Source organism: Nocardia sp. 852002-20019_SCH5090214 (assembly GCF_001665865.1).
In the GTDB taxonomy this organism is placed as follows: Bacteria; Actinomycetota; Actinomycetes; order Mycobacteriales; family Mycobacteriaceae; genus Nocardia; species Nocardia nova.
The window spans coordinates 74,284-88,295 of record NZ_LZMK01000037.1 but is presented as its reverse complement, the minus strand read 5'-3'; the positions used below and the strand labels follow the sequence as shown (position 1 = coordinate 88,295).

Below are 14,012 nucleotides of genomic sequence, written 5' to 3'. Positions count from 1 at the left end.
GATGGATGCGATGACGTCGGCCGATCCGGAACCGGAAAGCGTTCCCACAGTGAGCAATTCACCTGCCGACATCGTCCTGACCTCGCAACTGCAGGACGTCCCGGTCGACCGCGCGACAGCCGCGGCGCGGCGGGTGATCGACGCCCTGCTGCGCACCGACCGGACCAACGCGAATCTGGACCGGGTGGCCGAGGAACTCGACAACATCGCCGACCACCTCGAGCAGCATGCCCCGGTGGTCGCGGAACGGCTGATCGACATGTGGCGCGGTGAAGGTGTAACCCGGCACGATCCGGTCACCGGTCCGGAGAACGCGATCGCACCGCCCCTCGCACTCACCGGCCGTGCGGACGGGTCGGTGGACGGTGTCGTGACCCTGACGCTTCCGTATCAGGGACCGCCGGGACATGTGCACGGGGGAGTGGCCGCGCTGCTGCTCGACCACACGCTCGGGGTGGCGAACGCCTGGTCGGGCCGCAGCGGCGCGACGGCGCAACTGAATGTGCGGTATCACCGTCCGACCCCCTTGTTCGAGCCGCTCACGGTCAGCGGCCGGATGGTGTCCGAGGACGGCCGCAAGATCAACTCGGCCGGCGCGATCCACAGCGCCGACGGCACCCTCTGCGTGTCGGTGGAGGGTCTGTTCATCGACAAACGGGTTCCCCGGCCGCGCTGACGAGCGACCGGAACCGACCGGCCACGCCCCTGTTCCCACTCAGCGAGAGATGTCCGCAGATGAAGATTCTGATCGTCGGTGGCACCGGCATGATCGGCGTGCACGCCGCGCTGCACCTGCGCGAGCACGGTGACGAGGTCACCGTCGCGGGCCGCGGCCCGATATCGGCCGATTCACCGGTTGCCGATTTTCCGCTGCTGCTGGGCGATTACACGGTGCCCACCTTCACCCCGGCACAACTGGAACGCTTCGACGGCATCGTGTTCGCCGCAGGGCAGGACGTGCGGCACATGACTCCCGAGGACGACACCCGGCGATTCTGGGAGACCACCCAGAGCGTCGGCGTACCCCGTTTCGCGGCCCTGGCCAAGCAGGCCGGCGTGCCGCGCTTCGTGCAGGTCGGCAGCTACTACCACCAGCTACGCCCCGACCTCGCCGAGCGCAACCCGTATATCGCGGCGCGCAAAGCCGCCGACGAGGGCGCCCGCGCGCTCGCCGACGATTCGTTCGCCGCGTGCACCCTCAATCCACCGTCGATCATCGGTGCGGTGCCGGGAACGTCGGCTCGCCGCTATCGGCGGATGATCTCCTGGGCGGCGGGGAACGAACCCGACATCCCCGACTTCGCACCCGCCGGCGGCACCAACTACATGTCCGCTGCCTCACTCGCACAGGCGATTCGGGGCGCACTGGTGCGGGGTGAGCCCGGTGCGGCCTACCTCGTCGGCGACCAGAACCTGTCGTATCGGGAGTTCTTCCAGATGCTCGTCGACGCCGCGGGCGGCGGGCGGGTCATCACCGAGCGCGACGAGCCGCACCGATTGCAGCCGGATGCCTCGATCATCCAGGGCCGCGGCAACACCCTGGCCTACGAACCGGATCCCGACGAAGTGCGCCTGTTGGGCTACAGCCGCGACGACTGCCGGCGCGCAGTCCGAGCCCTCGTGGACGTGGTGTCGGCCGCGCGCTGACCGGGTGAGCACTCCGTTCGCGCAATAGGGGGAAATTCGCGGCAATTGGCGGCAGGATGGCAGATATGCGCGCACTCATCCAACTCCGTCCCTCCGCCGATCTGATTGCCGCAGTTGCCGATCCGGCCGTCTCGGTGGCCCCGGCGGATGTCGCCGGCGATTTGCCCGGGTTCGACCTCGACCACGACTTCGCCCCACTGTCCGTCCCGGATACTGTCGCCGCCGACCGAGCGGGCGCGCGTTCGGTGGTGGTGCGCGGGCAGATCCCCGACGACGACCTCGACGCCACGGTGGCACGACTGACCGGAACCCGCGACGTGGCAGGCGTTTTCGCCGACCCGCGGATCGAGACGAACCTCACCTGCGGCGGCGATCCAGCGGTCGGCACCTGGCACGACGTGCAAACCCTGTTGCACACCGGCGATCTGGCCGCCGGTGGGATGGACGGAAAATCGGTCGCGGTCGCGATCGTCGACACCGGCGTCAACGCCGCCCGCGTCGAGCAGGCCCGCGGCGGCCCGGTGACCGTCGACGCCGCGCGCAGCTGGAATCCGCCGGGGGTGAGCGGCACGGCCGGACAGTTCCCGGTCGACCACGGATCGATGTGCGCGTTCGACACCCTGATCGGTGCGCCGAACGCCACGCTGCTCGATATTCCGGTGCTGCAGAGCAAGACTCGCGGCGGCTCCACGATGGACGGGCTGCTGTCGGACGCGCTGGCCGCCTACGCCCATCTGCGCACCGTGCTCACCGACCAGCCGGAGGCCACCCGCACGCTGGTGATCAGCAACAGCTGGGGCGCCTTCTCACCGGACTGGGACTTCCCGGTGGGGCAGCCCGGCAACTACTCCGACAACCCGTCGCATCCGTTCAACGTGATCGTCGGTTCGCTGGAAGCGGCCGGCGCCGACATCCTGTTCGCCGCGGGCAATTGCGGTCGCGACTGTCCCGATTCGCGGTGCGCGTACCAGGATCGGCCGATCGGCGGCGCCAATTCGCATCCGAGCGTGCTGAGCATCGGCGGAGTCGACAGCAAGGGACAGCGCGTCGGCTACTCCTCGCAGGGGCCGGGCCGGTTGTCCGACCGCAAACCCGACATCTGCAGCTACACCCACTTCCTCGGGTCGACGGTATTCGGCGCGAAAGAGCCCGACACCGGAACGTCGGCGGCCTGCCCGGTCGCCGCCGGACTGGTCGCGGCGATCCGCACGGTCTATCCGGCGAGCAAGCTGGCACCGGCCCAGCTGCGAGACCTGTTGCGGCGCACCGCAACCGCGCAGCCCGGCGGGTTCGACTACGACTACGGATTCGGTGTGGTGAACGCCGCCGCGCTGCTGGCGGAGCTGAAGAACACCGAGATCCGCGCGTAGCGTGGAACCATGCCGCTGCTCACCGTCCGGCTCTCCAGCGACGCCACCCTGGCGGCGGCGCTGCGTGAATTGCACCTCACCGAGGCCGAGGTCGACCTCGATTACGGCCTCGTCGCGGTGGACCCGGACCAACACCTGTATGCCCTGCGGGTGAGCGATGCGGCCGCGACGCGGGCGGCGGCGGTCTCGGATGCGGCCGAGATCTTCGCCGATCCGCGTATCGGCCCCGCGCACGACGCCGATCCCGATCCCCGGTCGCCCCGGCACCCGCCAGACAACTCCGCCCCGGCCTGATCGCGAATTACGCCGTCCCCCTGCCGAATTGGATCGTATGCGCTATATATCGGCGATACATTCCCGACCCGCGAGGAGCCTTCCCGTGTCCGATCATCCGGTCGACCTGCGCACCGATGTGGCACACCCAGCCCGCATGTACGACTACTTTCTCGGCGGCAAGGACCACTACGAGGCCGACCGCCGCGCCGCCGAGACCGCTCTCGCGAACTTTCCCGCGGTCCGCCTGACCGCGCGCACCAACCGCGAATTCATGCGCACCGCGACGCGCTATCTCGCCGAGCAGGGCGTGCGCCAGTTCCTCGACATCGGCACCGGGATTCCGACCGAACCCAATCTGCACCAGGTCGCGCAGGAACACGCATGCGAGTCGCGGGTGGTGTACGTCGACAACGATCCGATCGTGCTCGCGCACGCACGGGCGTTGCTGGTGAGCGCCCCCGAAGGCCGTACCACCTATGTGCAGGCCGACGCCGCGGATCCCGAGGCGATCCTCGCTTCTCGCGAGCTGCGCGACACGCTGGATCTGTCGCAGCCGGTGGCGATTTCGCTGATGGCGGTGGTCCACTTCGTGCCCGGTGACGTCTACGCCATGGTGAACACGCTGATGGATGCGCTGGCCCCCGGTTCGTATCTCGCGATGAGCCATGTCACCACGGATTTCGACAACGGTGACAACGATCCCGACGGGATGGGCCGCCTGCTGCAGGTGTATTCGGATCAGGGCATTCCGGTGCGCCCGCGCAGCCGTGACGAGGTCGCCCGCTTCTTCGACGGCCTCGAACTCGTCGAGCCGGGTGTGGAGGTCATTCACCGGTGGCGGCAGGAGGGCATCGAACATCCCGCCGACCACGACAAGAAGGTCTCGCTCTACGGCGCGGTCGGCAAGAAGGTGTGAGCGCCGACCACGAATTCACCCGCAACGTGTGACGCGCGCCCGCCGCCACCGCCGTTAGCGTCCCTGCCGAGCGGCAACGACGGTCGGTGATCGAGAAGACCGGTCCCGCGGACGTGTGGAGGACAGGTGGCGGCACGCTGGGTGATACTCCAGTCCTTGGCGGGATATCGCCCGCAGTGGTTGCGCGCCGATGTCGTCGCCGGACTTACCGTGTGGGCTGTGCTGGTGCCCGAGGCACTGGCCTACGCCACGATCGCGGGTGTGCCGCCGGTCGTGGGCCTCTACGCGGCCGTACCGTCGCTCGTGCTCTACGCGCTGGCGGGCAGTTCCCGCCATCTGGTCGTGGGACCCATGTCGGCGACCGCGGCACTGTCGGCGGCGATCGTGACACCGATGGCGGGTGCCGATGGCGGCCGCTACATCGCGCTTTCGGCGGGGCTGGCCATCGCCACCGGAATCGTGGGCCTGATCGCGGGAGCGATCCGGCTCGGCTTCGTCGCGGCGTTCATCTCCGAACCGGTCCTGAAGGGTTTCATCATCGGGCTGGCCTTGACCATCATCATCGGCCAGGTGCCGAAACTGCTCGGCATCCCCAAGCACGCGGGCAATTTCTTCGAACAGGCGTGGGGAGTGCTGCGCCACCTCGGCGATGCACAGTGGCGGACCGTGGTGGTCGGCTTCGTGAGTCTGGCGATCGTGCTGGTGGTGAAGCGATGGCTGCCGCTGGTACCCGGTTCGTTACTGGCCGTGCTGGCCGGGATCGGCGCGGTCGCGGTGTTCGATCTGGACGAGCGCGGAGTCGCCATCGTCGGCCATATCGATTCCGGTCTGCCGGCGCTGGGACTTCCGGACGGCCTCGATGTCAGCGACTACATCGATCTGCTGGGCCCCGCGGTCGGCGTCCTGCTGATCGGCTTCGCCGAGGGCCTCGGTGCGGCGAAAACCTATGCGGCCGAAGCGGGTTACCAGATCGACGCCAACCGCGAACTGCTCGGCCTGGGAGCGGCGAATCTGGGCGCCGGGCTGGCGTCGGGCATGGTCGTGAACGGAAGCCTGTCCAAAACCGCCGTCAACGGCTCGGCAGGGGCCAAATCACAGGGCAGCGGATTGGTGGTGGCGGCGCTGACGGTGCTGACCCTGCTGTTCCTCACCGGCCTGTTCGAGAACCTGCCCGAGGCGACGCTGGCGGGTGTGGTGATCGCGGCGGTGATCGAGCTGGTCGACTTCGCGGCGCTGCGGCGGCTGTATCGGGTGTGGACGCAGCGGCTGGGCGGAATCTACGGCAAGGCCGCCCGTGCCGACTTCACCGCCGCCGTCGCGGCGATGATCGGCGTCCTGCTGTTCGATACGCTGCCCGGCCTGCTGATCGGCATCGGCATCTCCATGCTGCTGCTGGTGTACCGCTCGTCGCGCCCGCATGTGGCGCCGGTGGTGCGGTCGGGCACGCTGTGGCTGGACGCGGACCGGCATCCCGAGTTGACCCAGCGGCCGGATCTGGTGGTCGTGCGCGTCGAATCGGGCCTGTTCTTCGCCAACGCCGACTATGTGCGCGGTCGTATCGAGCAGCTGTGCACCGACGCCACCCGGCTGGTGGTGCTCGATGCCGAGACCTCGCCGAGTATCGACGTCACCGCCGCGGCGATGCTGGCGGATCTGCGCGACGATCTGGGCCGGCGCCACATCGATTTCCGGATCGCCCGCTCGATCGGCCAGTTCGGTGACGCGTTGGGCACCGCCGAAGCAGGCTCGACGCCGGTCGGGCTGTACCCGACCGTGACAGCGGCAGTCGCGGATCTGCCCGATGTGGGCGAACACTCCGACTCCGACGGCGCCGAATCGCCGCGATAGAGGCCGTCGCGGACAGTTCCACGTTCTGTGGCGTAACCGCTGATGTCAGGGACGCCGTGGATGTAATGGCTGGCGCGAGAGCCGGTGTCGGTGTGGTCGGTCGGTGACCGAACTCGAATCCGGAGCTGACAACAACCAGTTGCAGCATCTCCCCGCGCGCGACAACGACTGTGCGGGGCAGTTGTTCCTCCGAACCGGCCTGTCACCGATCACCCGCGAGGCTGTGCGCGATGGCCACGGCGAATTTGGTTGTATTACAGACACACTCGACAGGAGTGACGGCGCAGCGGCAACCTTTCATCGGCGGCGACACACCGACACCCACGATCGCGGCCAGGAGCTTAGGCTCCTGCCGTGAGTACGGCCCCGACCAAGAAAAGCACACCATGGAACCGACGACACCGGTCACTGCTTCGCAGGCTTCTTCTGCTCGTCTGCACTGTCGTGGCCTGCCTTGGGATACTCGTCCCGGCGAGCGAGCCGGCCGGCACCGAGATCATGTCGTTGTCCCCGTCGGAGATCCTCGGCGGGGCATTCGTGGCGGTTGTGGTGTGGACCGTGGTCATCACCTACCCGATCCTGGCAATCCGATCCCGGCGGCTTCGGGTACCTGAGCTCGGCCCCCTGGCTGCTCCCGTACTGATAATCGCGCTCACGGCCATTTCATGGAGCGCACACCTGCCAATGGCTGCACGCTGGTACCTCTCGGCGCACGCCTTCGACGATGCGGCACAGCAGGTGACTGCTGGGGTCGATCCACGGACGTTCGAAGGTGGCCGCCTCGGCCTTTATCGCATACGCGGTGTGGAACGCCGCGACGACGGCATCTACTTCAGGACTGGCCCTATGGCGAACTATTGCTCGATGGGGAGTGGCTTTGCCGATCATTCCGGCCACCGGCCCGCGGCAGGCGCATCCCGTCACCTCGGTGGCGACTGGTATTGGTTCTGTTTCAACAGCGCGGGGGTTACAGTGCCCGATTACCCCATCGGAGAACTGCACTAGCCGGTGACAAACCGCTAGCCTCGAGAGTCGCGGACGAACGTCGCGCACTCGGCGCAGTTGTATCGGTGGCGTCACGCCGCTTTCCGGCCGCGCGTGATGGTCGGCCCGCATAGGCGCGGGACCGCAGGCTACTCCGAGACCACGACCGGGCCACATCGGGAGCCGGCTGAGCCCGCCCAAATCAGCAGCTGCGACCAGCGGAAACTGAACTCACAGCAGGCTCGTGCCATATTCGGGGGAGCCCATGTGGGCGAACACTCCGACGGCGCGGAGCCGACGCGATAGAATTTCGGGAAACAGATAACCCCCGGCCGAAGCCGGGGGTTATCTGTAACTCCGAGTTACACACAGTGTCCGGAGGGGGACTTGAACCCCCACGCCCGTTAATAGGGCACTAGCACCTCAAGCTAGCGCGTCTGCCATTCCGCCACCCGGACCGGTGGTGCTCAGCAAGGTTAACGGATCTCTCCGCGAGGTCCAAATCACGGGTGTCCGTGCAGGTCCCGGACTCGCGGGTGACTGCTGAGCGCCGCCTTCGGGAGGGCTAGTTCGTCAACGCCTCGAGCAGTGCGGCACGCTGACGGGACCCCAGGCCGCCGATACGGCGGTCGACCGGAATATCGGCTTCGTCCATCAGCTTTGCCGCCTTGACCGGCCCGATGCCGGGCAGAGCCTTGATGACCGCGGCGACCTTCGTCTTCTTGACCAGGTCCTCTTTGTCGGCACGCTCGAGCACCTGGGCCAACGAGACCGAGCCCTTGCGAATCTGCTCGATCAGTTCCGACCGCGCCTTACGGACCGCGGCCGCCTTGGCCAGCGCTTCGGAGCGTTGCTCGGCGGTCATGGTGGGAAGTGCCATGTCTCTAACCTTTCACTCGTTCGCTGGAACCTCAACGGCACCGATTGAACATCACCGGCAGCCCGGTGATGGGTCGACACACCGCGAGGATAATCCCGGTTCGGCGGTGGTGGCGGGGGTTCGGATACCCGAGATGCGGGAAATTTGCCACGATTCGCCCACGTCGTCGGGGTGCCCGGCGGACGGCTAGCGGCCGGGCGATCGCACCAGGCCGTGCCGGTAGGCGTACACGACGGCCTGAATGCGGTCGCGCACTTGCAGTTTCGCCAGAATCCGGGAGACGTGGGTCTTCACGGTCTCCTCGCCGACCCCCAGGGCGGCGGCGATTTCGCTGTTGCTGCGGGCGTCGGCGAGCAGGAGGAGCACCTGCTGTTCCCGGGCGGTCAGGGCGTGATCCGGCGGTGGCGCCGGGGCCAGCGTGTCGGCCAGCCGAGTGGCCAGCCGGCGGGTCATCGACGGGTCGATGATCGCGTCACCGCGCACCGCCACGCGGATCGCCGCGATCAGCTCCTCCGGAGGCAGCGTCTTGAGCAGGAAGCCGCTGGCACCGGCCTGCAGGGCGCGCGCGAGGCTCGCCTCGCTGTCGTAGGTGGTCAGGACCAGCACCCGGGTACCGCCGGCGGCCACGATGGCCTCCGTGGCTGCCAGACCGTCGAGTTTCGGCATCCGGATGTCGAGGATCGCCACATCGGGCCGCAGCCGTGCGGTGTCGGCGACGGCGGTGCGACCGTCGCCCGCCTCGCCGACGCATTCGAGGTCCGGGGCCGCATCGAGGACGGCCCGCAGTCCGGATCGGAACATCGCGTGGTCGTCGGCGATGAGGACCCGGACCGTGCCCGTCACGACCGCCCGCCTGGGAGCCGGACGAGAACCCGCCAGTGACCGTCGGCGACGTCGTGGTCCACGCTGCCGCCGAACAACTCCGCGCGCCGGCGGATGCCGTCGAGTCCCCGGTGCACGCCCGTGGTCTCTTCCGGCGCGGCACCACCCGGCCGGGCGACGGTCGCGCGTTCTCGCGCCGGCGTTCGCCGACCGGAACGGAACCTGGCCCCGGCCGGTGCGGTGGCGCGGACGGTCGCACGCTCAGCGGCCGGGAAGCGGACCGCATCGGGCCCGTGCGGAGTCGCTGCCGAACCGAGCGGTCGCGCCGGTGCGCAAGGTGCGGACACGTTCGAATCCTCTTCGCCGGCAAGCGGATTGGACTGCTCGATCTCGACCCCGGTACCGTCGTTGCGGACCGTCAGCCGCGCGCTGCCGGCGCCGTGGCGCAGGGCGTTGGTGAGCAGTTCCTGGACGATCCGGTAGACGGTGATGTCGAGCGAACGGGGTAGTTCGGCGCCGGTGGTGGTGACGGTCAGGTCCAGCCCGGCGCCGCGCACGCGGTCGGCCAGATCGTCGATATCGGCCATACCGGGCTGGCGGGCGGCGTCCTCGCGGCCGTGCAGCAGATCCAGCTGACGGCGCAGATCCACCATCGCGGCGCGGCTCTCCGATTCCACCGCCGACAGCGAGCGCGTCGCCGCGGCGGCGGCGGCGCCGCTTCCGTGCAGCGCCAGACGCGCCGCGCCCGCATGGATGCCGATCGCGCTCACGTGATGGGAGATGACGTCGTGCAGGTCGCGGGCGATCGCTTCGCGTTCGTCGGTCAGCGCCCGTTCCAGCGCGGTCCGCTGCTGCTGGCGGGCGAGCCGTTCGCGCTGCTCCAGTTCCGCGATGTAGGCGCCGCGACCTGCGGTGTAGCGGCCGACCAGCCACGGCACGACGCCACCGGAGATCGATGATGTGAGCAGCAGCCGCCAGTCCGCCGCAGGCGCCCCGCCGGCGATCAGCGGCGCACCGCACGCCCCCAGCACCAGGACGGGCACCGTGACCAGTGAGGCCCGGCCCGACAACCAGGCACCCGCCCGATAGCCGGCCACGAGGAAGCCGACGTCGGCCACCCGGACGGGCAGCCCGTGCCGGTGCAGCAACACGGTGACCGCCAGCCGGATCCCGACCTGGACGACCGCGACGACCGCAGCCGTCGCCGGTGGCGCCGCGAAGGCCAGATCGGCCGCCACGATGGCCACCAGGACCGCGGCGGCCGGGCCGGGCGCTACGGCGAAGATGCCGGAGAGCGTGAAGACGACCGCGTCCACCACGGCCGCGACCACCGCGACCGCCACCGACTGCCTGGTCAGCGACCGGCGAACCGCATGCAGTTCACCGCCCGGCGGCTCCGCCGCGCTCTCTGCCCCCGGCCGCCGTGGAGTGCGCCGCAGCAGCGCCCACGGGCTCGGCGACACCGCTCGCTCCCACAACACACCGCGACGATACCGGCGCGGACCGTGACGGCGAGTCCCTCGGCCGGGGGATCGGCAATCCCTCTCGGGCCCGATGTTCCGGCTGGTCGGCGGCATTACCGTCGCTGTGGCACGCCGCGCGCGACGACACCTCGGTTCCAGCGTGCGGCCGGATCACGGATCGGACAGGAGTTCGGATGAACAATGCGGACCTGGCGCTGTACGCGGTGCCCGCCTTCATCGCCATGATGGCCGTGGAGTGGTGGGACGCGCGCCGCGATCCCGACCGCGCACCCAGCGGGCGATACGGACGCGAGGCGGCCACCAACTGGGCCACCTATGCGATCGGCCAGCTCACCAAGCCGCTGCTGCAATACGTGCTGCCGTTCTCCACCATCGTGCTGGCGGCCTCGTGGACACCCCTGCACCTGTCACCGCGCGACTGGTGGGTGTGGCTGCTGGGACTGGTGGTCACCGATTTCTGCTACTACTGGGCGCATCGGGCCGATCATCGAATCCGGTTGCTGTGGACGGCTCATTCGGTGCACCACTCCAGCACCCACTTCAATCTCACGACCGCGATCCGGTTGCCCTGGCTCAACCCGATCGCCTCGATGACGCGCAGCCTGGCATGGGTGCCGGCCGCACTGCTGGGCTTCCCCGCGTGGATGATCTTCCTGCTCAACACCCTCGGGCTGCTCTATCAATTCCCGATCCACACCCAGCGCGTCCGAACCCTGTGGCGGCCGGTCGAATTCGTCTTCAACACCCCGGCCCATCACCGCGTGCACCACGGTTCCAACCAGCCCTACCTCGATACCAACTACGGCGGTGTGTTCATCGTGTGGGATCGCATGTTCGGTAGTTTCGCCGCCGAATCCGAACCCATCCGCTACGGGCTCACCCACGACATCGGCACCGGGAATCCGCTGAAGGTCAATTACCACGAATTCGCGGCGCTTTTGCGCGACGTGCGCCACGCCCGCACCTGGCGGGGGCGACTGGGCTATGTCTTCGGCCCGCCGGGCTGGCGGGAGAACGCGACGGAGACACCGATCGGACAGCTGCCCGAACCGGCCGGCGCCGCCGTTACGACGGGTTAGCGCGTCGGCGTGGACCGCGCCGCTGGGCGTCATAGCTCCACGGCGCCGGTCGCCGCCGGAGTGTCCGCCGACGGCTTGCGCGTCCACAGCACCGCCACCAAGACGACGGCGGTGACCAGGGCGATATGCGCCGCGAACAGCGTGAGGAACGGCAGCGCGAAACCTTCGTCGGTCAGAGCGCCGCGCTCGCTCACGCAGTAGAGCGTGTAGTTCACCGACGTGCCCTCGGAATCCTGGACCGTGTCCGACACCACCATCGGATCCAGGTAGGGGGCCCGGCAGAACAGCGGCGCCGTGAGCCGCGCCTCCCTGGGCCAGATCGCCAGCGGCAGGACGAAGCTGACGAGACTTCCGGCGCTGACGCCGGCGCCGAGTGCGGAAACGATCGCTCTGGCCACTGTTCACACCCGCCGGATACGGAGAAACGAACCGGCGGAATCGAATTCGGCGATCATGTCCGACCGCGCGGAGGTCACGTCGGCAACGATACGGATGTCGCGCCCGAATCGGCTCACGACGATCACCGGCACGACACCGTCGGCGAGACCACTGCGGGCGCGGGCGGTCTCGACGATCGACTCGAGCCGGGTGAGGCCGGGTACATCGCCGAGGGAGAAGCATTCGCCGTCCAGGTCGTCGAAGGCCGAGACGCGCACCGGCCGCGGTGCGCTCACGGCGCCCAGGCGATACGAGTAGTCGTCGAGTTCGCTTGGGCGCTGCGGACTCCGGACGCGCAGGTGGACCGCCGGTTCGCGGGTGCTCAGATCGTCGTGGTCGGCAAGAAATCGGGTCACCTGCTCGGGCTGATCAGCCAGGACCAGGCGGAACTGCGTCGACTCGGGAGCGACGAACATCACGACGCCGGCCTGAATGTCGCCGGTGCCCAGCCGGTTTCGCACCGCCTCGAATGCCGCGGCCGGCAGGGCGTCCACCAGGCCACCCCCGCGAGCGCGGATCTGCCGCTCGAAGGCGTCGCGTTCCACCGCGCCGACGCAGCCACAGGCGATCAACACGATCGAGCACACCGCGGCCCGAAGCCACCTACGACGGCGCATGCCGGAATGATAAGTGTCACTACCGGAATCCGCGCGCCCGATATGCGAAGAATCTCGCCGAGCCGACGGCACCGTCGGGGCACGCCGCCGATCTCCGGCGACGCCCCGGCCGGACAATTCGATCAGCGAGATCACAACGCGGTCGACATTGCCCGAGCAGGCGCGGGGAGCCCGCTGCGATGTGAGCGTGCCGAGACGCACGTCGATGCGGGGTTCCACGGGCCCGGCCGGGTCGGGCGTCATTCGCCCCGGCGCGACGCGTGGTAGGAAAGGGGCGTGACAGGTGTACAGCGCGAGTCCCGCTCCCGGGCGGAAGCCGAAGTGGTCGAATTGGTCAGCACGCTGATTCGCTTCGACACCTCCAATACCGGGGTGCTGGAAACCACCAAGGGTGAACGCGAATGTGCGCAGTGGGTGGCCGACCAGTTGCAGCAGGCCGGTTACACCACCGAATACGTGGAGTCGGGAGCCCCCGGACGCGGAAATGTGTTCGCGCGCTTGCCCGGAGCCGATCGCGGTCGTGGCGCGCTGATGATCCACGGCCATCTGGACGTGGTGCCGGCCGAGGCCGCGGACTGGAGTGTGCATCCGTTCTCGGGCGCGATCCGCGACGGCTACGTGTGGGGTCGCGGCGCGATCGACATGAAGGATATGGTCGGCATGATGCTGGCGGTGGCCCGCCAGTTCAAGATCGAGGGCACGGTGCCGCCGCGCGATCTGGTGTTCGCGTTCCTCGCCGACGAGGAGAACGGCGGCAAGTGGGGTTCGCAGTGGCTGGCCGACAACCGGCCGGATCTGTTCGAAGGGGTCACCGAGGCGGTCGGCGAGGTCGGCGGCTTCTCGCTGACCGTGCCGCGCCGTGACGGCACCGAGCGGCGACTGTATCTGGTGGAGACCGCCGAAAAGGGCCTGGGCTGGATGCGATTGCGCGCCAAGGCCCGCGCGGGCCACGGCTCGTTCCTGCACGACGACAACGCGGTCACGATTCTGGCCGAGGCGGTGGCGCGGCTGGGTAAGCACACGTTCCCGCTGGTGCTGTCGGATTCGGTGGCCGAATTCCTGGCCGCGGTCAGCGAGGAGACCGGCATCGACTTCGATCCGGACAGCCCGGATATCGAGGGTCAGCTCGCGAAACTGGGCACCATCTCGCGCATCATCGGCGCGACCTTGCGCGATACCGTCAACCCGACCATGCTGCGCGCCGGGTACAAGGCGAATGTGATTCCGCAGACCGCCGAGGCGACGGTGGACTGCCGGGTGGTGCCGGGCCGGCAGGCGGCCTTCGAACGGGAGGTCGACGAGCTGATCGGCCCGGACGTGGAGCGCGAGTGGATCACCAGACTCGACTCCTACGAGACAACGTTCGACGGGCATCTGGTCGACGCCATGAACGACGCGATCTTGGCCCACGACCCGAACGGCCGCACCGTGCCCTACATGCTGTCCGGCGGCACGGACGCGAAAGCGTTCGCGCGCTTGGGAATTCGGTGTTTCGGCTTCGCGCCGCTGCAATTGCCGCCGGAGCTGGATTTCTCCGCGCTGTTCCACGGCGTGGACGAACGGGTGCCGGTCTCGGCGCTGGAATTCGGCGCTCGCGTCATGGAGCATTTCCTGTTGCACAGCTGACGATCCGCTCGACTAGCAGAAAGGA

Annotated in this window: 15 protein-coding genes and 1 tRNA gene; 10 read left to right on the top strand and 6 right to left on the bottom strand. The window is 68.6% G+C overall.

Annotation, left to right across the window (positions count from 1 at the left end):
* The first annotated feature begins 10 nt into the window (after positions 1–10).
* The 8 genes from A5780_RS04550 (at position 11) to A5780_RS04520 (ending at position 7,062) form a co-directional block, all read left to right on the top strand.
* A complete protein-coding gene (locus tag A5780_RS04550) occupies positions 11–676 on the top strand; it encodes a PaaI family thioesterase (protein WP_064907803.1) in 666 nt (221 codons plus the stop codon).
* Positions 677–735: 59 nt separating this feature from the next.
* Positions 736–1,647 carry an NAD(P)-dependent oxidoreductase gene (locus A5780_RS04545; RefSeq protein WP_063017742.1) on the top strand — a complete coding sequence of 304 codons (912 nt, stop codon included), beginning with the start codon at positions 736–738 and terminating at the stop codon, positions 1,645–1,647.
* 65 nt (positions 1,648–1,712) lie between these two features.
* The gene (locus A5780_RS04540; protein WP_064907787.1) at positions 1,713–3,017 is read left to right on the top strand and encodes a S8 family serine peptidase; all 1,305 of its coding nucleotides are present in this window, start codon (positions 1,713–1,715) and stop codon (positions 3,015–3,017) included.
* A gap of 9 nt (positions 3,018–3,026) precedes the next feature.
* Positions 3,027–3,311: a hypothetical protein gene (locus A5780_RS04535; RefSeq protein ID WP_063910908.1), complete on the top strand. Its 285-nt coding sequence runs from the start codon at positions 3,027–3,029 to the stop codon at positions 3,309–3,311.
* 85 nt (positions 3,312–3,396) lie between these two features.
* The gene (locus tag A5780_RS04530; protein WP_231982849.1) at positions 3,397–4,209 is read left to right on the top strand and encodes an SAM-dependent methyltransferase; all 813 of its coding nucleotides are present in this window, start codon (positions 3,397–3,399) and stop codon (positions 4,207–4,209) included.
* A gap of 126 nt (positions 4,210–4,335) precedes the next feature.
* Positions 4,336–6,057 carry a SulP family inorganic anion transporter gene (locus tag A5780_RS04525; RefSeq protein WP_064907785.1) on the top strand — a complete coding sequence of 574 codons (1,722 nt, stop codon included), beginning with the start codon at positions 4,336–4,338 and terminating at the stop codon, positions 6,055–6,057.
* A 103-nt stretch (positions 6,058–6,160) separates the two neighbouring features.
* Positions 6,161–6,415 (top strand): hypothetical protein, encoded by a 255-nt coding sequence (locus A5780_RS39760; RefSeq protein ID WP_156769359.1) that lies wholly within the window; start codon positions 6,161–6,163, stop codon positions 6,413–6,415.
* Complete coding sequence (locus A5780_RS04520; RefSeq protein WP_146098561.1) at positions 6,412–7,062, top strand: hypothetical protein; 651 nt, start codon at positions 6,412–6,414, stop codon at positions 7,060–7,062. Before A5780_RS39760 ends, A5780_RS04520 begins: the two co-directional genes overlap by 4 nt.
* Positions 7,063–7,413: 351 nt before the next feature.
* Here the strand turns inward: A5780_RS04520 and A5780_RS04515 are convergent.
* From A5780_RS04515 to A5780_RS04500, 4 genes are all read right to left on the bottom strand, one after another.
* Positions 7,414–7,499 (bottom strand) — tRNA-Leu (locus A5780_RS04515).
* Positions 7,500–7,606: 107 nt separating this feature from the next.
* On the bottom strand, positions 7,607–7,921 hold the full coding sequence (mihF, locus tag A5780_RS04510) for an integration host factor, actinobacterial type (protein WP_030516894.1): 315 nt from the start codon (positions 7,919–7,921) through the stop codon (positions 7,607–7,609).
* Between the two features lie 186 nt (positions 7,922–8,107).
* Positions 8,108–8,764: a response regulator transcription factor gene (locus A5780_RS04505; RefSeq protein WP_082857365.1), complete on the bottom strand. Its 657-nt coding sequence runs from the start codon at positions 8,762–8,764 to the stop codon at positions 8,108–8,110.
* A complete protein-coding gene (locus A5780_RS04500; protein ID WP_231982848.1) occupies positions 8,761–10,224 on the bottom strand; it encodes a sensor histidine kinase in 1,464 nt (487 codons plus the stop codon). The genes A5780_RS04505 and A5780_RS04500 overlap by 4 nt, the downstream gene beginning before the upstream one ends.
* A 176-nt stretch (positions 10,225–10,400) precedes the next feature.
* On the opposite strand from A5780_RS04500, the gene A5780_RS04495 reads away from it, so the two are divergent.
* On the top strand, positions 10,401–11,306 hold the full coding sequence (locus A5780_RS04495) for a sterol desaturase family protein (protein ID WP_064907784.1): 906 nt from the start codon (positions 10,401–10,403) through the stop codon (positions 11,304–11,306).
* A 29-nt stretch (positions 11,307–11,335) separates the two neighbouring features.
* On the opposite strand, the gene A5780_RS04490 is transcribed toward A5780_RS04495, so the two are convergent.
* A complete protein-coding gene (locus A5780_RS04490) occupies positions 11,336–11,704 on the bottom strand; it encodes a hypothetical protein (RefSeq protein WP_082976280.1) in 369 nt (122 codons plus the stop codon).
* 3 nt (positions 11,705–11,707) lie between these two features.
* Positions 11,708–12,361: a hypothetical protein gene (locus tag A5780_RS38845; protein WP_146102180.1), complete on the bottom strand. Its 654-nt coding sequence runs from the start codon at positions 12,359–12,361 to the stop codon at positions 11,708–11,710.
* A gap of 276 nt (positions 12,362–12,637) precedes the next feature.
* Between A5780_RS38845 and A5780_RS04485 the strand changes: the two genes are divergently transcribed.
* Entirely contained in the window at positions 12,638–13,987 is a 1,350-nt protein-coding gene (locus A5780_RS04485) for a M20/M25/M40 family metallo-hydrolase (RefSeq protein WP_064907783.1), read from the top strand.
* Positions 13,988–14,012: the final 25 nt, after the last annotated feature.